This window comes from Legionella tunisiensis (assembly GCF_000308315.1).
In the GTDB taxonomy this organism is placed as follows: Bacteria; Pseudomonadota; Gammaproteobacteria; order Legionellales; family Legionellaceae; genus Tatlockia; species Tatlockia tunisiensis.
Genome location: NZ_CALJ01000311.1, coordinates 21933 through 39609, shown reverse-complemented (window position 1 = coordinate 39609; position 17677 = coordinate 21933). Strand labels below are relative to the sequence as shown.

Genomic DNA, 17677 nt, shown 5'->3' with positions numbered 1-17677 from the left:
ACCAGGAGAAATCGATGCCGGCAGAATTTATTGCAGCGGATGGTATGGGTATTACTGATGCTTGCCGCCGTTATTTAGCGCCTCTCATTCAGGGTGAAGCCTATCCCCCTTATAAGAATGGCTTACCTGATTATGTGCGTTTGAAAAATCAATTAGTCGCTCAAAAACTTTAGGGATTACAGTCAAGTAGATAATCTACCGACCACCTTACCTGGATCACCATTGCATCCAGGTAAGAAATCTCATAACCGCTGCTATTTCTCAATAGGCTTCTCTACCTTGAGGCTTTTGTCTACAAGTTTGCTTTCTTCCTTTTTGCTAATTATTATTTAGATTCAGTATATAGCAAGGGAGTATGCTTTATGCCGTTTGATCAACTTCCAAATCCACCCACGGATGACGCACCACCTGCTTATGATTCCTTAATAAAAACCCCTCAAGATATTGCTGCAAAGCGTGAATTTGTTAGAGCTGAAAATGAAGTTTTAACCCAAGAAATTATCCTACTGCAACAAGAAATTAGGCGATTAAAACAAGAGCGAGATGAACAAAAAACATATTGAATTGATCGAAGAACAACTTCGATTAGCTAGTATAAGTAAAGAACAACAGCAAACAAAAATGACTGTTCTGGAAGAAAGCAATGAGTTACTGCAACGTAAAAATTCAGGCTTGGTAGAGTTATTAGCAGTCTCAGTCAGCGAGGAAGAACAGACCCTACGTTATGTAGAAGCCTTAGAATTATGTAATGCCACTATGAGTACCAGCTCAGAAGTTAATGCTCTACACCTTAAACTGCAAGAATTAGAGCATAGTTTAGAAAGGCATAGAGGAGAGGTTTCTTCAGAGATAGAAAAACAGATCAATGAAAAAACTCAAGATCTCCAAAAAGATATTCTTGATTTATTCAATCAACTGCTAAATGGCCAAGTTTTTAGCACATTAGTCAGTGATCTGGAAAGAAAATTCACAACCATCATTCATCATGAACAAGAACGATTACAGGCTGAATTAGACGCCAAAATCCCAATACAAGATGAATTAGCTCAGGAATATTTGGATGGCAAAACAAGAAAGCTGACAGAACTAAAAAATTCATAGCAATGAAAAAATAGCCTTTTTTATAACACCAGCTACACCGTATTATGGGCAAAAATTATTGGTGTCATTTCTATTTTTAGCCAATTGGTGGAGAAAAAAGCTGGACTGGGAGAAAAAGCTATTGATCTATCCTCTTCTGTAGTGGGTAGCTTGCTCGGTAGTGTCCCAGTAGTCGGCTCTTTACTTGACACTATTGCTTCTTTTACGTTGAAGGAAATAGGTAATACTGTTTTGGGGCATTTTGAAGATAAAAGAATGCAAAATATTTTGGAAATATTACACAATCCCGATCATGCAAAAAAATGGCTGAATTATTTGCCCGCTCTTTGACACAACGTTATCAAGCAGAGATTCAATCATGGGAGCCAGAAACCATTAAAAAAGCAGCTACCACGTACAGTGATCAGGTATTTGAATTGTCTATTGGCGGCAAAATACAAGACTGTAAGGATGAATCAACAGAAGGCCAGGTCGCAACCTTTCTTGGCGCAATCCAGGAAACTACACCTAAATCCAAATCTGCTCTTCACCCGCAAAAATCAGTTCACACACAGGTCCGAGAAAGCACTCAAACGTTGCGTGGAAAAGTTCAGAAAGCAGAATTTGTTGCTGTACATGCCGCCAAAAAAGCTCGAATTTCGAACAAACAGTTGCTAAGCAACAGCATCAAATTACCGCACTAACATCAGAAGTTACTGGATTAAGAATAGAACTTACACAACGTAATGAAGATCTTGAATCGTTAAAAACACTGACCTATGGTTTACAAAAAATAGTCGCAGGGTTAACTCCTTCTGACACAACAACTAGTGAAGGCTCTGACAAAAAGCCCGCCGGTAGATCCGGCTTTTTTTCTAAACTGGGCAACAACAAGGAGCCAGTCAGAGCCAATGCTTCTAAAACCCATAACCAGCTAACATGATAACGAAAACCATATCAGCTCAAAGAAAGGACTGTTCTTTATTCTCGTCAAAGTCAGGCTTAACTGCGACAACTCGCTGGACGGTACTTGGCCGCCAAAGTTCCTGTGTTACAAGTCCAGGTTAACTCACCATTGGTCTGGAGAGTTGGAACAAGCAAAATTGTGCCATCACCTGCTTTTGGAGTGTAAGTGATAGTAATAACGCCATGGGCCCCTATAGTAATTGACTTAACATTAGGAGTTGGGGCAGGACTGGTATAACCTGTTTCTTTCTGAGTAGCTGGCAAAGCGTGATTAGATGAGGCTATTTCAGCCACAGCAATCTTCGCTGTGGAAGCTAAATTTAACCCTTCTACTACTCGAGCCTTCGTCATGTGATCCTGATAAGCAGGAACCGCAATAGAGATGAGAATCCCTAAAATGGCTATAACAATCATCAACTCAATAAGAGTGAAACCTTTTTGTTTCATACCCTGCTCCTTAACCACATTGTTGCTAATTAAATTAATGCGTACAACCATAGGGGAAATCATAGAATATTTCAATGAGATCTTGCTATCCTAAATAATATAAAAAACATCCATAAAGCAGATAGTGAGTTATGGGAACAACCCAAAGAATTAAATTTTTAACTAAAAAATCAAGCTAATTGAAAAATCTGACTAACCATCCTCGAACATCCAGGTTGAAATTGAACAATTTAGTTTGCAAATGTCAGAATTGTCTACCAAGGAAAAACCAAAAATATGACAATGGATTGTGTAATGCGTATACTTTAGCAATCTTGAGTTATTTAATGGCAAAACGAATGTCACGCAAACAACGAATCACTGACTTGCTCAATACAGAATTAAAGCCTTTTTCCTGAGTGTTGAAGATGAATCCGATAGGCATCATGTCCCTGTGGGTGCTGAAACGCATTTTAAGCTAGTCATTGCCTCTGAAAAATTTTCTAAATTAACTCTCCTGACGCGCCATCGTTTAATTAACGGTTTATTGTCTGAAGAATTTAGCAATGGTTTACATGCCTTAAGTCTGCATTTATATACTCACGAAGAATGGGAAACTCGCCATAGGACCACCGCTAACTCACCTGCATGTCGTGATGGTTATCGTCATGGATAAAAACATCATCAAAACACCACAATACTGGCAAAGCGAATGCTTTTTAACACCAAAAGCACGAGGGTTCCATCTCATTAATGCGGAAATAAAACAAGTTTTTCTCACGATGCCTCCGATACATACTGGTTTAGTTCATCTCTTTCTGCAACATACATCCGCTTCACTCGCTATCAGTGAGAATACCTGCGCGGATGTACCACTGGATTTAGAATCCTATTTCAATAAAGCAATACCGGATAATAATAACTTTTATCGTCATACCTTAGAGGGTGAAGATGACATGCCAGCACATATAAAGAATGTAATTTTAGGTGCCAGTCTAACCATCCCTTTACAGAAAGGCCAACTGGCATTAGGGCAGTGGCAGGGAATCTATCTTTGCGAACACCGTAACCATGCGACTGCACGCCGTATCCTTATTACGGCACACGGTCATCTTTGAATAGACCGCTTTCACAATTCGCTCTGCCCTCACTACAGCGAATTGCGAAAGACATTTTACTCACTTTAAATTACGGAACAGAGTGTGGTACTCGAGCAGGTTCACGTTCTGCTGTCGCCACTGGTACAACAATATTCCCCAAATGACCAGCAGCGTCAAATAGATTAGTGAGATTAGACAACGTGCTGCATCCCGATGTAACGCCACTAAAAATAGCGCCTATACGCATAAAGTTAAGAGAAACCGAGCTTGCATTGCCAAGTAGAGAAGGCTTTTCTACCAACGCTAAAATACTTACAAAATGGGTCAACGCCTCCAAACCCCATTCCCATGCATGTTCAGGATCGTTGATTATCTCATTAAGTGCAATAAGAAGTGCCGTGGTATTCAACGCTTGCATCAATGCACACGCTCTACTTTTTTGATTAAAAAATCTGAACATTTTTATTCCCTTAATAGCTATAACAACGTTAATTTAATAGTAATCTTGGTTTGTAGACAACACATCTTAATACGCAATAAGATGGTTTCTTAAAATTTTCACTGAACTTATACAAGTCATTATAGAAAAATACTTTTCATCACTTCCTGCATTAACTTATAATGCTTATCTTTTTGCCAATAGCGTCTTGGGACTGTCAACTACTATGAAAGCCTGGTCTTCCGAAAAAATTTCTGTACTGGCACTTGTTTTATTAATTACAGGTGCCATTGACAGCATCCGTAATTTGCCAGCAACTGCGCTTTTTGGTTCTTCGCTGATTTTCTTTTTGCCTTCTCAGCCCTGGTATTTCTCATCCCAGTTGCCTTAGTATCTGCCGAACTCTCTTCTACCTGGTCTGAAGAAGAAGGCGGAATCTATAGTTGGGTTAAACATGCCTTTGGCGAAAGCGCCGCTTTTTTACCATTTGGCTACAGTGGATTAATACGATGGTCTGGTATCCAACTATACTCTCGTTTATTGCCGGAACTCTGGCTTATTTGATTAATCCAGATCTTGCGCAAAACAAGTACTATTTAATTAGCGTCATTTTGGTAGTTTTCTGGTCGCTCACCATTCTGGGGTTAGCTGGTTTGCGTGCCTCAGCAGCCTTCGCCAGTTTTTGTGCTGTAGTAGGTATGATTCTACCTATGGGTTTTATTATCCTTCTTGCCGTTATTTGGCTTATCAAGGGAAACCCTATCGCCATCGATTTGAATTGGCATAACCTGATTCCACATTGGAAAGATAGCCAATCATGGGTATCCTTAACAGCAATTATGACCTCTTTTCTCGGTATGGAGTTAGCAGCCGTGCATGTACGCAATGTAAGGGATCCCCAGCGTAATTTCCCCCGTGCGATGCTCTTTTCGGTAATGCTGATCCTAACAACGATGATCTTAGGCTCTTTAGCTATTGCCTTTGTGCTCCCACAAGCCAAGATCAGCTTGGTAGATGGCGTGATGCAAGCCTTCACGAACTTTTTTAAATCCTATCATTTAACAGTTCTGATGCCTGTCATTGTCATCTTATTATTACTTGGCAGTTTAGGTAGCATGGTGAATTGGATTATCTCTCCCGCTAAAGGTTTATTACTTGCCGCTGATAATGGCTTCTTACCTCATTGGCTTTATCGCAGAAATAAACACGGCATCGCTTCACGAATCTTAATACTCCAAGCTGTACTCGTTACTTTACTCTGTAGTGGTTTTCTATTGTTTCCCAGTATCAATGCTATTTATTGGCTGTTTACTGCCCTTAGTACTGAACTCTATATCATGATGTATGTTTTAATGTTCATTGCTGCTTGGCATTTAAAGAAAAAATTTGTTCACTTGCCTCGCCCCTTTGTCATTCCCGGTGGACGAATCGGTTATTATTTAACTTGTATTCTGGGTCTTATCGGTTGTGCAATGACACTGATCGTTGGTTTTATACCTCCTGAAAGCAGTATGGATATGGGGGGTGCTGGCCATTTCCGTTTAGTATTCGCCAGTGGTATCCTAATTATGATCTTTCCCGCATTTTTACTCTATCTACGTAAAAAAAGGTTGGATATAAAATAAGGGTTTGCCTAGCAAGGCTGCTAGCTTTGTAAGACAGACTCCAAAGCACTCGAACTTCTTTCGAAACTCGCTGCCATGAGAGAAGTGCGAGGAGAAACGGCACGCAGAACCGCCGTATACACCTCGTATATGAGGATTCGATCCCCGTATCGACGAAGCCATTCTCCAGGGCAGTAGAGTTGTGAAAGAAGTTTATTAATGGGGCCTACAGCCATGACTGACAAACTTGCACAAATACGCATAGAAATTGATAAAATTGATCAACAGATCCTTGACTTAATACGCGATCGTGCAGCATTAGCTGTAGAAGTAGCCAAGATTAAGCAACAGCAACAAAACCCTGTTTATTATCGCCCCGAGCGCGAAGCGCAAATCTTGCGATCCATCGTTGCCAACAATAATAGTCTATTGCCAGATCATGAAGTCGCCCGTATCTTTCGCGATATTATGACAGCCTGCCTTGCCTTACAACAACCATTGTCCATTGCTTATCTTGGTCCTGAAGGCACCTTTTCACAACAAGCGGTTGAGAAACATTTTGGTGAAAGCGTTAATATGGTGCCCCAAACATCAATTGCTGAAGTCTTTAAGCAAGTGGAAAATGGTAATGCTAACTATGGTGTTGTACCTATTGAGAACAGCACCGAGGGTATGGTTAATATCACATTGGATAATCTAATTACCAGTGATGTACAGATCTGCGGCGAAATATCACTACGTATTCATCACCATTTTTCACGTCTCGATCCAGAAAAGCCATTGAAAATTATTTATGCTCATCAACAAACGCTAGCTCAATGCCAACGCTGGTTGGCTACTCGTTATCCGCAGGTAGCCCTAAAAGAAGTAGCTAGTAATGGTCTTGCTGCTCGACTTGCAGCCCAGGAACCTGAATCAGCAGCTATTTGTAGTGATAAAGCCGCAGACATTTATCAATTGCAAAAATTACATCAACATATTGAGGACTACGCAAACAACACAACTCGCTTTATTATAATCGGCAAACAACTACCTACTCCCAGTGGTCACGATAAGACTTCACTTATTATTTCCACGCCGCATGAACCGGGTAGTCTTCTTCATCTACTTGCTCCTTTCGCTAAATATAATATCAATATGACATTGATAGAATCACGTCCTTACCGCCATCGTAATTGGAGCTATCTCTTTTTATTGATTTTGAGGGGCACCAGACAGAACCACACATCAAGGCAGCCTTAGAAGATCTAAGTAGTATGTCAGTGATGATGACTTTACTTGGTTCCTATCCGCAAACCATGGGATAAAATAGGATTACATATATAGGATTACATATTATGTCAAAATTAACGAACGAGCAAAAAGATAAAATTAATGCTTTCAAAAGTGAAAATCAACGATCAGCATTGCTATTAAGCAAAATTTTATTAGAAATTAATCAAGAATCACTCAGGCTCGGTCAAATTAACGCATATGAAGAAACAAAAAAACTGGCGAGGATACTAATTTTTTAATTAGTTATGAGTACTACCGCCGCTTAAACGTTCTCTATTTAGAACTTACATTAAAACAACTTAATATTGGCGATGTGGAACAAGTAAAGAAATGCCTTAAACATGCCTCTAAACCAAACAAACAATATTCATTTACAAAAGGTGGTGAACTTGAAAAAACGAACCTACCCTTAACCAATGAAGAAGAAAAAATATTACAGCGTTTAAATCAAAAAGTTAATCAATATTTACTAAACTTAACTGTATTGCAGTCCTTAAAAGAAAATTTGAGTCATACACTAAGCAATTTAATAGATTATCTCCCAAAAGTCTTAACCTAAAAGATCAACAACAAACCATAATTAGTCAAATTCAACTTCAAATCATCCAGGAAGAAGAAAACATTAATGCAATTAATACTCTTGATGAACTAAGTGATAAAGAAAATAACGATTATATAATCTTATATTATGAGACATATCGGTACTTGCACAGGCTATGTTTAGAACTTAGGCTAAAAAAGGCGATATTAATGAAGATGAAATCAACAAGCATTTTACTGCCGCACAAGAAACCAATAAATATTTAGTCAAGACAGAAAACGGCTTTGAAACAAAAGAACTGCCTTTGAGTCAACAAGAACAAATAGAACTAGATAAATTGAAAACGAGCATTGAAGATTATTTGTTAAAGCAAAAAACACTAGAAAATGCTAAAAAACCTCCAATAAGCAGGTGGAGCGTAATAACAGAGTATGTTAAGGACAAAGCAACTAAATCATTTAATTATACGAAGAAGACATTCACCGGATCAATTAGAATTTATACTGAAACCATTCATAAACAGAATGATACTCACTATATGAGGCACAATGCTCAACTGGCACTTGAATATGGCAACCCATCGATTACAAAGAAAAACCCTAATCTTTTAAAATCCAGCAATGGAAGTTTACTAGACAAATTAAAAAACTCTACCCACAGTAAAAAAGAGCAAACCACTCCTAAAAAATTCAAGCCAGTTGATAATACAGTGATGGATCAGATCTTAAGTAATATCTCCTCACATCCCTCTCGCAATTTGCCCAATTTTGCTGATGAATTCTCAACTACTGATGAACAAAGTCAGGATAAAGCTGAAGAATCATCAAGTGAACAATCTTCCTATGTACTAAGTGCTGGCATTTCATCACCGGTTAGTTATTCTTCGTGCGACGATAATTCTAGCTCTAGCTCTAGCGCTAGTAATATGTCCAATAATCCTGAGCCAGGACCATTGAATCATAATGCTATTCAACAAAACAAAATTTAGGCAGTTCACCAGAAAATTTTTGGGACACATGCTTCTCTTCCCTCAAGACCTCAACCTCTTTTTTCAACAACCTTCGAGATCATTAAGCAGCACGTCTAGGTTTAGTGAAGATGATTCGGATGATGATATGAATAAACAACTAAGAATCCTTGATTAAGCTCATTCAGCAATAGCTTTTAATTTTTAAGTTTAATAATCATACAAAGTTGCGCATTTCACTTTGAATCGATCACCTATTGGCCCACTGCTCAACCCTTCATAAGACTGATTGAATTCAGCCGGCAGTTGGGCAGTGTTGGGTTGGCAGTTTTTCTTCCCTAGTTTAGCTCCTTAACCAGCTTATGAGCGACTGCCAGATCTTCTTGAGTATTTATATCTTGTAAAGGTTGCAAACAAGCCACATCAACTCTAATTTTATACCCCGACCATAAAACACGAAGTTGTTCTAATGCTTCATAACTTTCAAGCTCGCATACAGGCCAAGTAACAAAATCGAGTAAAAAAGCCGCGCGATAAGCATACAAACCAATATGGCGAAAAACGTGTTTAATGCTGCCAGGTTCATCACGATGTGCTGGAATCGCACTTCTGGAGAAATAAAGTGCGTTATTGTGGCAATCACGCACTACTTTCACCACATTAGAATTCGCTAATTGTTCATAATGGTCAATTGGCCAACATAATGTTGCCATAGGGCATTGTGAATGATGTAAATTATGCGCAACCTGTGAAATCAGTTCAGGCGCAATAAAAGGTTCATCTCCCTGTACATTAACAATAATGTCCTCGGGCAGAAATTGACTCTGTGCTACGACCTCAGCAATTCTATCAGTACCTGTCTCATGAGCAGGATCAGTCATACATACCTGCGCACCAAAATGCCTGGCATGCTCAGCGATCAACTCATTATCTGTCGCTATAATGACTGACTTGGGTGTTGCTTTCAGAGCTTGTCTATAGACCCGCTCGATTACTGTATAACCCGCCAATTCCATCAATAACTTGCCAGGAAATCGGGTAGATTGATAACGTGCAGGAATAATCACATGAAAATCAATACTCATAAACGTTCCTTTCCTCTAAAGGAATCAAACGTGCTTCTTGCTCCAACATCACTGGGATCCCATCACGAATAGGATAAGCTAAACGATCAAAACGGCAGATTACCTCATTTTCTTTTAACAGCAGTTTTCCTTTACATAACGGGCAAACCAAGATTTCTAACAAACGTTTATCCACGTGATTCTCCTTGCGTTATTTGATTGCGCACATAAACAGGCAATGCCTCTGCTGCACTGACTGCTTTTATCTCGCCACTTAAGGCAAGACGAATCATTGCTTGCGCATGTGGGTAGATTGTAAAACGATTAACAAGCCGTGTATGTAAAGACACAGGTAATTGCTGCAAATAAGGATCAAAACCAACACCAGCTAAAATAAAATTTTTTCACCGGACATATGAATATCAGCAGCATGACAAACCTGTTCTGCGCCCTCTTTTGCGTCACCGGCAAAACAGGCCCAATAGAGCTGGTTCATCCGCGCATCAAGCACTGCCAGTATAGCAGCATCGTTTGCCAATTGATTCTGTACCCGCACTTCATTGGCTATAGCAGCCAAGCTACTGACTGGAAATAGAGGCAAATCGTGAGAATAAGCCAGTCCCTTAGCCACACTACACGCAATACGCAAACCAGTAAAACTACCAGGCCCACATCCATAGACAATTGCATCAAGTTGATTTAAGCAGGCTCCACTGTCAGCCAGTAATCGGTCAATCATGGGTAGGAGCATACGCGCATGCTGGCGTTGTACTTCTTGTTCTTCACAACGAATATCACCATTTAGTGTCAAAGCCACGGATGCTTTCTCTGTTGAAGTGTCAATTGACAATAAGTTCATTTTGTAAGGCCAATTCATGAATAAAAGTTAATACCGTCCGCTCATCACGTGTTTTGCGCAATGAAGGTAAACTTGCAAAAACATAACGACCATAGTCTCTAGCCGTTAAACGCGGATCAGCAATCATTAATACACCTCGATCACTACTATCTCGAATCAGACGCCCTATCCCTTGTTTCAAGGCTAAGATAGCGTTTGGTAAAGATAATTCATCGAAACCAGATAAACCTCGTGACTTTAGATAAGCCATTTTACCACGTATTACCGGATCAACCGGGCTGGCAAAAGGTAATTTATCAATGATAACACAAGAGAGGGCTTCACCTTTGACATCCACGCCTTCCCAAAACGTCGCTGTACCCAACAATACAGCATTACCGAGTTGGCGAAACCTTGCCAACAAGATTGGCTTGGCTTCTTCCCCTTGTACCAAGAGGGGGTATTTTAAAATATTGGCCAGTCGTTGAGCAACCAATTTTAACGCTCTGTGACTGGTAAACAGGAAAAAACATCGCCCACCACAAGCATTAATAATAGGCAAAGCCTTCTCTAAGAGACTATCGTAATAACGACTATCTTTCGGATCAGGCAATTCACGAGGTAAATATAGCAGCACTTGTTGTTGGTAATCGAAAGGGCTTGGCAGTAGCAACGTTTCAGTCTGGGTTAACCCTAAAGGTTTGGTAAAACAATCAAAAGAAGAGGCCATTGTTAAGGTTGCGGAGGTAAACACATAAGCACAATGTTGCCGGGTTAGCAGATTATGGAACGCTTCGGCAACATCAAAAGGTGTGACATGAAAAACCAAGGTGTGTTTAAAACGTTCCAACCAACGAATTTGTGCTTTGTCAGTCTGGCTAAAACGTCCCAATATTACCTTGAAATCTTCTAATCGTTTGAAACATCGTGCTAAGCCGGCACGCTCTTCAATCGTTGCTTTATTCACACAATCTAACAACGCATCAACCAAAGCAAGCAAAGCCTCCCAATTTTGCCGAAATGTTTTATCTCGCTCCAATTCTTCCCAAGCTATACGTTCTTCACGTACCGTCAGAACACAAAGCAGTTGTTCAATAACGTGTTCTATTTGGACGCTTAATTTTTCAATGGCTGATTCGCCAAATCAAGCACCGGCCATTCACGTAACAAATCATCTACTAAATCACGAAGCTGACGCGTACCCAAGCGTTCATCATTAAAATTTATGGCAATTTCTGCTAACTGATGGGCCTCATCAAATACAACCACATCAACACCCGGTAAGAGTTCACCAAACCCTTCCTCTTTTAAGCGAGAATCAGCAAAAAACAAATGGTGATTAATCACAACAACATCTGACTCAAGTGCACGCTTGCGTGCCTTGACCAAAAAACAAGTTGCGTGATGCTCACATTCACTGCCGAGACAATTTTCCGTTGTTGAGGTAACATAGGGCCAAACGGGTGAATCTTCACTGATCTCAGGTAATTCAGAACGCTCCCCGGCAGTAAGCTGAGACAATTTTTCACGTACATGTAAAATCTCATGAGCACACTGCGGGTTGATAAAACGTCCTTCTTCAGCATGCAAATTGACACGATAACGGCAAAGGTAATTGGCTCTACCCTTAAGATTTTGTACTCGCACAGCCACACCCAATGCACGTACCAACATCGGTAAATCTTTATGAAAAAGCTGATCTTGCAATGTTTTAGTAGCAGTAGAAATTAGTGCTTTTTTACCACTTAGCAAACAGGGAATTAAATAAGCAAAGGTTTTTCCAGTCCCTGTTCCTGCCTCAGCAACCAAGGTTGATTTCTCCAAGATAGCCTTAGCTATAGCAGTAGACAAAGCCACTTGGGGCGCACGAGCCACAAAACCAGGAATTGCAGTAGCAAGCCGGCCGTTGTTACTTAATACACGCTGACAATGTTTGACGACATCATCGTCAGCCAAGTTTATTACTTCGTCCACTCTTTTTCTAAATATTGCAGCTTGCCTTCAACCCCTTCCCAAGATTTAGCATCATCCGGTGCATCCTTTTTGGAAGTGATATTGGGCCAAGTTTTAGCAAGTTCGGCATTGAGTTGTAAAAATTGTTTTTGCTCGTCAGTTAAATCATCTTCGGAAACAATAGCATCAACTGGGCATTCAGGTTCACACAGAGCACAATCGATGCATTCCTCAGGGTGAATCACCAAAAAATTGGGACCTTCATAAAAACAATCCACTGGACATACTTCAACACAATCAGTGTACTTACACTTAATACAACTTTCTGTAACAACAAAGGTCATGGCAGAACCCTTAAACTTCATTAATAATAAGGCTTATTAAAACATAAATTGCCTTACTCCTGCTAGTTAACGCGGTAGACTTCTTTCGAAACTCACTGCAGTGCGAGTAGTGTGAGGAGAAACGGAGCGCAGAATCGGAGTGTACACGTCGTACATGAGGATTCGACGTAGTAATACTCCAATTCAGTAGAGCTTCCAAGAAATAAATAGCTGCTAATTCTATTCAAAATCAAGTTTGGGCCCAACAGGAACAATTTGAGAAGGGTTAATTGTTTTATGACTAAAATAATAATGTTGTTTAATATGCAAAAAATTGACTGTTTCACGCACGCCCGGGTAGTGATACAACTTTTGTAAATAGGGTTGAATAGCCGGATAATCACTAATTCGTCGTTGATTGGCTTTAAAATGGCCAAAATAAACGGCATCAAAACGAATCAGCGTAGTAAAGAAACGCCAATCTGCTTCAGTCAACTGCCCGCCTACCAAGTACTCATGACGGCTCAAATGAGTATCCAACTCATCCAACACCTTGAATAGCTCGTAAAAAGCTAATTCATAGGCTTCTTGGCGAGTTGCAAAACCGCATTTATAAACACCATTATTGACAGCGTTGTATATCTTGTCATTGATAGCATCAATATCAGCTCGTAAAGCAGTGGGATAAAAATCCTGTTTATCCCCCGTTAAATGATTAAAAACCTGGTTAAATTGGCGAATAATCTCTGCTGATTCATTACTGACGATTGTCTCTTCTTTTTGTCCCATAAGACAGGTACAGTCACACGGCCGCTGTATTGAGGATCTGCTTTGCAATACAGTTCATATAAATAGCGCAAACCATATAAGTTGTCTCCTGTCGCCCCCCATCTCTGCTTTAAATTCCCAACCGTGTTCGAGCATATGAGGATGAACAACAGATAAGCCAATATAATTTTCCAATTTTAAATTTTCTAAACAACAGAGTGCGATGAGCCCAAGGACAGGCAAGTGATACATAAAGATGATAACGTCCTTTTTCTGCCGGGAAACGAGCATCAGGCTCCAGACCAATTGCATTTCTGAACTGCGCTGACTCCCTTTTGAATGCCCCCTCTGTTTTAGCAGTATCATACCAATTATCTTGCCATTGACCATTGACTAATAAACCCATCATATCCTCCTGCTCAATTAGGGCTAATGTCACTTTTACCATCGCATTCTAAACAAGAAGAAAACGAAAATTTTTCTGAATTTCAGTCAAACTAAATTTATTAAGGAATAGGGAGAAACTCATCCACGCACTTAGTGCAGCAAGATCACGAAACGGTGGTGGCAAATATACCGGCGCTATTAAAAGTCCACGTTCTTTTAATTCACCCAAAAGAGGCAAATCATCTAAGACCAGCTTACCAGTAAACAAAAGCGGGATGGAATCAATTCGGCGCTGGCTGATAGCAAAACGCATATAATTATAAATTAATAAAAACCCTTTTGCGTAAGATAGATCTTTGGTAAATGGCCCACCATCGGGAGTACTGCCTCTGAATACACGTACAGCATGATTATAGCTATCATCTTCCGTTAAACCACATTCAATAAAATAACGATAAATGTCAATAAAATTAGCTCCTTGCCTTACTCTATCAAGAGCGATAACACGGTTTGTTATTTTACGTACCCGCCCAGGGTATGAGGAAAAAGTGACGATCTCGGTAATAACCGCTAAGCCTTCCTGAATTACGCTACTTGAAGGTGAGCCTTTGGAAAGGAAAAACAATGAGGCTGCATGGCACCATTTAAAGTCGTACCAACATGTACCCAACCTTCGTGAACTTCAAGGTATTTCAAATCACGATCACTAAACTTGGCATGTTGACTTAATTTAATACTATCAGCGCCCGCAGAGGCATCGGCAACCATATCATCACTAACCATGACAGTCACTCTGCCGGGATGCTGATCAAAAAATGGCTTAAACGCTTTTGCAATAGGTCTTGCGCCTGTTTAGGCGTATACCGTTTAACATCTGCCTCCGACTGTAATTGCACATCTAACGCTGTTAGTACATCAAAAAGCAGGGTACCCAATTCGGAAAGACGTGGTCCACCTGAATAAAAAGCATCATTAGGGCTACCATACAATTCCATAGCCAACTCACAAAAGGCCGGAGTACCACGCATGGCCAGCATTTGAGCCGCTCTGGAGTATTCTTCACATTGCCGTTTAATTAGACGAGCAACAGGTGAATATTGGCCTAATTGATTTTGTGCATCACGTAAAATACAGCGAAACTCTTCCTGCTTCTCATAAGCATCAAAAGGTATCGGTTTATTATCGTAGTAAGCTTTATCAATTGCAGGCAATTTCTCTGCTTTGTTACGGAAAAAATCCTGCTTAATTGAATCATCCCATTTAATACTATCCAAAATACGTATGTTACGTTGCGCCTCTACTAGTCGCTTTGACAATTCCTGGATAATAACTAATTCGTCTGATTCTGACATAAACGGCCAACCTTAAGTTAGGTAATTTACGAGCTTCATGCCGGATCCGACGGAGGAGTAATACTTACCTGCGCATTCTGGTTTTGCTGAGGTAAATCATAGAAATGGCTTATATTACTGTCCGTTAAAGGAGGCGGCACTACTACTGTAGTACCATTTTTACTGCGTAAATACAATTGTTCACCATTACTCGCATATTGCGAACATGCTGTTAACAGTACAATTGACACAAGAAAGAATCCAATTTTTTCACAACAACTATCCTCGTTTAAACAAGTTGCAAAGTACGAAGTACTTGCTCTAAGGCTTGATGATGTTCCTCTGACAAGGAAGTCAGAGGTAACCGTAATTCATCATTCAATAATCCCATCCTGCTTAAAGCCCACTTCACAGGAATAGGATTCGACTCCACAAATAACAACTGGTGCAGCGGCATCAGTTGTTCATTAAGCCGCAAACAATCAGCATGCTCATCATCCAAGCCAGCATCGCATAATTTTGCCATATGTCTGGCAGCTACATTTGCTGTCACGGAAATAACTCCTTTTGCACCCGCTAACAGCCATTGAGCAGCAGTCAAATCATCGCCACTATAAACATCAATACTCGCTTCACAACTACGCAGTATTTGTTGTAACCGCGTCATCTGCCCTGTTGCTTCTTTAATCCCTATAATATTTGATATTTTAGCAAGTCGAGCCACTGTTTCAGGTAGTAAATCACAAGCAGTTCGGCTTGGCACATTATATAATATAATAGGCATCGCCACAGAATTGGCAATATGACTGTAATGCTGATACAGCCCTTCTTGAGTTGGTTTGATATATGCTGGAGTCATAATAAGTGCTGCGTGAGCACCACATTCCATAGCCATTTGAGTTAACTCGATACAATCCCGAGTAGCATTCATTGCTGTACCTGCAATGACAGGAATACGTTCCCTAACTTGATCAACAACCGTTTTTATCACTAATAATTTTTCTTGATGAGACAGGGTACCTGATTCACCGGTAGTACCCGCCGCAACAATTGCATGTGTACCCGCTGCAATATGAAACTCAACCAATTCGCGTAAACGCCCTATATCCACTTTGTCTTCTAACATCGGAGTAACTAATGCAACTATGCTGCCTCGAAACATAACGCCCTCTTTTCCTGAAAACGATTTGCCAATACTACTGGGGGATAGATAATTTCTCAAGCCAAAAACTCACTGCCAACAAAGTTGGGCATTCTTGAATTAATAAACTACTTTATTCAGCATTACTAGCCAGTGATTTGTTTTCTAACAAAAATCAAAATCCAACCAGGATGTTCATCATCGATTACCAAATGAATAATATTTACGCAAATGATTATTTTTTGTACTAATATGACTATGAAGGGATCAACTTAGAAGAGGATGGTCATCATGAAAAAACTCATTGGTACGCTGTTTTTCTTGAGCTTATCAACAGCAGGACTTGTTTCTTGTACAAACACACAAGTAGGAACTGCCACAGGAGCCGCAGCAGGTGCGGGTATCGGTTATGCTGTCGGTGGTGGTTGGGGATCTGCAATCGGTGCAGGTGCAGGCGCCTTAGTTGGTAATCAAATTGGCCAAGAGCAAGACCGAAGATACTACTATCGACACGGTTATTACCATTACTACTAATCAGCTTCCATTTTGTCTTGAACAATAGACTTGTACAATCTATGAGTTGTCTTGAGGCAAAATGGAAAACCCACTGCTATACTGGGTAAAGAAATAATAAAAACAGGGAACGTAAGCATGCGATTAAAAAATAAAGTAGCTATTGTAACGGGTGCTGCCAGTGGAATTGGTAAAGAAATTGCAATTGTATATGCGCGTGAAGGAGCGAAAGTAGCCATTGCCGATCTGAATCTCAATCAAGCGCAACAAGTTGCTGATGAAATCCAATCCATGAAATACCAAGCCATGGCAGTAGAAATGGACGTTACTGATGAAGAGCAAGTCACGAAAGGTGTTGATGCAGTTGCCAAGCATTTTGGTGGTGTAGATGTTTTGGTGAGTAATGCTGGCATTCAAATTATTGACCCAGTCGATAAACTTTCTTTCGCCAATTGGAAAAAATGCTTGCTATCCATCTAGATGGCGCCTTTCTTACTACGCGCGCCTGTCTGAAACATATGTACGCTTCTGGCAATGGTGGCAGTATTATCTATATGGGCTCAGTCCATTCTAAAGAAGCATCCAAATTAAAAGCACCTTATGTTACAGCCAAACATGGCTTACTCGGCTTATGTAAGGTTGTCGCTAAAGAAGGGGCTGCTTATGGTGTGCGAGCTAACGTTATCTGCCCAGGTTTCGTACGTACACCCTTGGTCGATAAGCAAATTCCAGAGCAAGCTAAAGAATTAAAGATTAGTGAAGAAGACGTTATCAAAAAAGTTATGCTGAAAGATACCGTTGATGGCGAATTTACTACCATTGATGACGTCGCGCAAACCGCTTTATTTTTTGCCTCGTTCGGTACCAATGCATTAACTGGACAATCTTTAGTAGTAAGTCATGGCTGGTATATGGAATAACCCCGTGGAATACAAAATTACCACTTGCTTTAAAAAAGCAA

The 17677-nt window shown here is 40.2% G+C and carries 20 protein-coding genes and 6 pseudogenes; 14 read left to right on the top strand and 12 right to left on the bottom strand.

Annotation, left to right across the window (positions count from 1 at the left end):
• The 5 genes and pseudogenes from BN58_RS31300 to BN58_RS38315 form a co-directional block, all read left to right on the top strand.
• Positions 1-173: pseudogene (locus BN58_RS31300) on the top strand (diphosphate--fructose-6-phosphate 1-phosphotransferase); the annotation flags it as partial.
• A 189-nt stretch (positions 174-362) separates the two neighbouring features.
• Complete coding sequence (locus BN58_RS18925) at positions 363-563, top strand: hypothetical protein (RefSeq protein WP_019218171.1); 201 nt, start codon at positions 363-365, stop codon at positions 561-563.
• Positions 544-1101, top strand: a complete 558-nt coding sequence (locus BN58_RS18920) for a hypothetical protein (RefSeq protein ID WP_019218170.1) — start codon at positions 544-546, stop codon at positions 1099-1101. Before BN58_RS18925 ends, BN58_RS18920 begins: the two co-directional genes overlap by 20 nt.
• Positions 1102-1188: 87 nt before the next feature.
• Positions 1189-1431 carry a hypothetical protein gene (locus BN58_RS18915; RefSeq protein WP_019218169.1) on the top strand — a complete coding sequence of 81 codons (243 nt, stop codon included), beginning with the start codon at positions 1189-1191 and terminating at the stop codon, positions 1429-1431.
• On the top strand, positions 1404-1784 hold the full coding sequence (locus BN58_RS38315) for a hypothetical protein (RefSeq protein WP_019218168.1): 381 nt from the start codon (positions 1404-1406) through the stop codon (positions 1782-1784). Before BN58_RS18915 ends, BN58_RS38315 begins: the two co-directional genes overlap by 28 nt.
• Before the next feature lie 298 nt (positions 1785-2082).
• On the opposite strand, the gene BN58_RS18905 is transcribed toward BN58_RS38315, so the two are convergent.
• On the bottom strand, positions 2083-2493 hold the full coding sequence (locus BN58_RS18905) for a pilin (protein ID WP_026069610.1): 411 nt from the start codon (positions 2491-2493) through the stop codon (positions 2083-2085).
• Positions 2494-2926: 433 nt separating this feature from the next.
• Here BN58_RS18905 and BN58_RS27285 point away from each other — a divergent pair, with 433 nt between their 5' ends.
• Together BN58_RS27285 and BN58_RS18895 are read left to right on the top strand one after the other, a co-directional pair.
• Positions 2927-3148 (top strand): BolA family protein, encoded by a 222-nt coding sequence (locus BN58_RS27285; RefSeq protein ID WP_019218166.1) that lies wholly within the window; start codon positions 2927-2929, stop codon positions 3146-3148.
• Entirely contained in the window at positions 3141-3590 is a 450-nt protein-coding gene (locus BN58_RS18895; RefSeq protein WP_019218165.1) for a secondary thiamine-phosphate synthase enzyme YjbQ, read from the top strand. Before BN58_RS27285 ends, BN58_RS18895 begins: the two co-directional genes overlap by 8 nt.
• Positions 3591-3660: 70 nt before the next feature.
• Here the strand turns inward: BN58_RS18895 and BN58_RS18890 are convergent, their stop codons facing one another.
• Positions 3661-4032: a hypothetical protein gene (locus tag BN58_RS18890; RefSeq protein ID WP_019218164.1), complete on the bottom strand. Its 372-nt coding sequence runs from the start codon at positions 4030-4032 to the stop codon at positions 3661-3663.
• A gap of 187 nt (positions 4033-4219) precedes the next feature.
• Between BN58_RS18890 and BN58_RS38095 the strand changes: the two genes are divergently transcribed.
• The 5 genes and pseudogenes from BN58_RS38095 to BN58_RS18865 all read left to right on the top strand — a co-directional run bounded on the left by BN58_RS38095 (position 4220) and on the right by BN58_RS18865 (position 8419).
• On the top strand, positions 4220-4402 hold the full coding sequence (locus BN58_RS38095) for a hypothetical protein (RefSeq protein ID WP_408605511.1): 183 nt from the start codon (positions 4220-4222) through the stop codon (positions 4400-4402).
• Positions 4375-5636 (top strand): annotated as a pseudogene (locus BN58_RS27280) (amino acid permease). The gene BN58_RS38095 and the pseudogene BN58_RS27280 overlap by 28 nt, the downstream one beginning before the upstream one ends.
• A 213-nt stretch (positions 5637-5849) precedes the next feature.
• On the top strand, positions 5850-6857 hold the full coding sequence (gene pheA / locus BN58_RS27275) for a prephenate dehydratase (RefSeq protein WP_269570473.1): 1008 nt from the start codon (positions 5850-5852) through the stop codon (positions 6855-6857).
• Between the two features lie 346 nt (positions 6858-7203).
• Positions 7204-7449, top strand: coding sequence for a hypothetical protein (locus BN58_RS18870; RefSeq protein WP_019218162.1), 246 nt, complete (start codon positions 7204-7206; stop codon positions 7447-7449).
• A gap of 286 nt (positions 7450-7735) precedes the next feature.
• A complete protein-coding gene (locus BN58_RS18865) occupies positions 7736-8419 on the top strand; it encodes a hypothetical protein (protein ID WP_019218161.1) in 684 nt (227 codons plus the stop codon).
• Positions 8420-8736: 317 nt separating this feature from the next.
• Here the strand turns inward: BN58_RS18865 and kdsB are convergent, their stop codons facing one another.
• The 10 genes and pseudogenes from kdsB to dapA all read right to left on the bottom strand — a co-directional run bounded on the left by kdsB (position 8737) and on the right by dapA (position 16224).
• The gene (gene kdsB, locus BN58_RS18860; protein WP_019218160.1) at positions 8737-9483 is read right to left on the bottom strand and encodes a 3-deoxy-manno-octulosonate cytidylyltransferase; all 747 of its coding nucleotides are present in this window, start codon (positions 9481-9483) and stop codon (positions 8737-8739) included.
• A complete protein-coding gene (locus BN58_RS18855) occupies positions 9473-9658 on the bottom strand; it encodes a Trm112 family protein (RefSeq protein ID WP_019218159.1) in 186 nt (61 codons plus the stop codon). The genes kdsB and BN58_RS18855 overlap by 11 nt, the downstream gene beginning before the upstream one ends.
• Positions 9651-9812 (bottom strand): hypothetical protein, encoded by a 162-nt coding sequence (locus BN58_RS37280; protein WP_332248027.1) that lies wholly within the window; start codon positions 9810-9812, stop codon positions 9651-9653. Before BN58_RS37280 ends, BN58_RS18855 begins: the two co-directional genes overlap by 8 nt.
• Positions 9813-9850: 38 nt before the next feature.
• On the bottom strand, positions 9851-10312 hold the full coding sequence (tsaB, locus tag BN58_RS27270) for a tRNA (adenosine(37)-N6)-threonylcarbamoyltransferase complex dimerization subunit type 1 TsaB (protein WP_332248026.1): 462 nt from the start codon (positions 10310-10312) through the stop codon (positions 9851-9853).
• Positions 10302-12274, bottom strand: a pseudogene (locus BN58_RS27265) (ATP-dependent DNA helicase). The gene tsaB and the pseudogene BN58_RS27265 overlap by 11 nt, the downstream one beginning before the upstream one ends.
• Complete coding sequence (gene fdxA / locus BN58_RS18840; RefSeq protein WP_026069609.1) at positions 12262-12597, bottom strand: ferredoxin FdxA; 336 nt, start codon at positions 12595-12597, stop codon at positions 12262-12264. The pseudogene BN58_RS27265 and the gene fdxA overlap by 13 nt, the downstream one beginning before the upstream one ends.
• A gap of 219 nt (positions 12598-12816) precedes the next feature.
• Positions 12817-13750, bottom strand: a pseudogene (locus BN58_RS27260) (glutathione S-transferase family protein).
• Positions 13751-13798: 48 nt separating this feature from the next.
• Positions 13799-15083, bottom strand: a pseudogene (locus tag BN58_RS37275) (flavohemoglobin expression-modulating QEGLA motif protein).
• A 35-nt stretch (positions 15084-15118) separates the two neighbouring features.
• Positions 15119-15313 carry a hypothetical protein gene (locus tag BN58_RS18825; protein ID WP_019218156.1) on the bottom strand — a complete coding sequence of 65 codons (195 nt, stop codon included), beginning with the start codon at positions 15311-15313 and terminating at the stop codon, positions 15119-15121.
• Between the two features lie 38 nt (positions 15314-15351).
• Positions 15352-16224, bottom strand: a complete 873-nt coding sequence (gene dapA, locus BN58_RS18820) for a 4-hydroxy-tetrahydrodipicolinate synthase (RefSeq protein WP_019218155.1) — start codon at positions 16222-16224, stop codon at positions 15352-15354.
• Positions 16225-16494: 270 nt separating this feature from the next.
• Here dapA and BN58_RS18815 point away from each other — a divergent pair, with 270 nt between their 5' ends.
• Positions 16495-16737 carry a glycine zipper domain-containing protein gene (locus BN58_RS18815; RefSeq protein ID WP_019218154.1) on the top strand — a complete coding sequence of 81 codons (243 nt, stop codon included), beginning with the start codon at positions 16495-16497 and terminating at the stop codon, positions 16735-16737.
• A 117-nt stretch (positions 16738-16854) separates the two neighbouring features.
• Positions 16855-17636: pseudogene (locus BN58_RS37270) on the top strand (3-hydroxybutyrate dehydrogenase).
• The last annotated feature ends 41 nt before the right edge of the window (positions 17637-17677 follow it).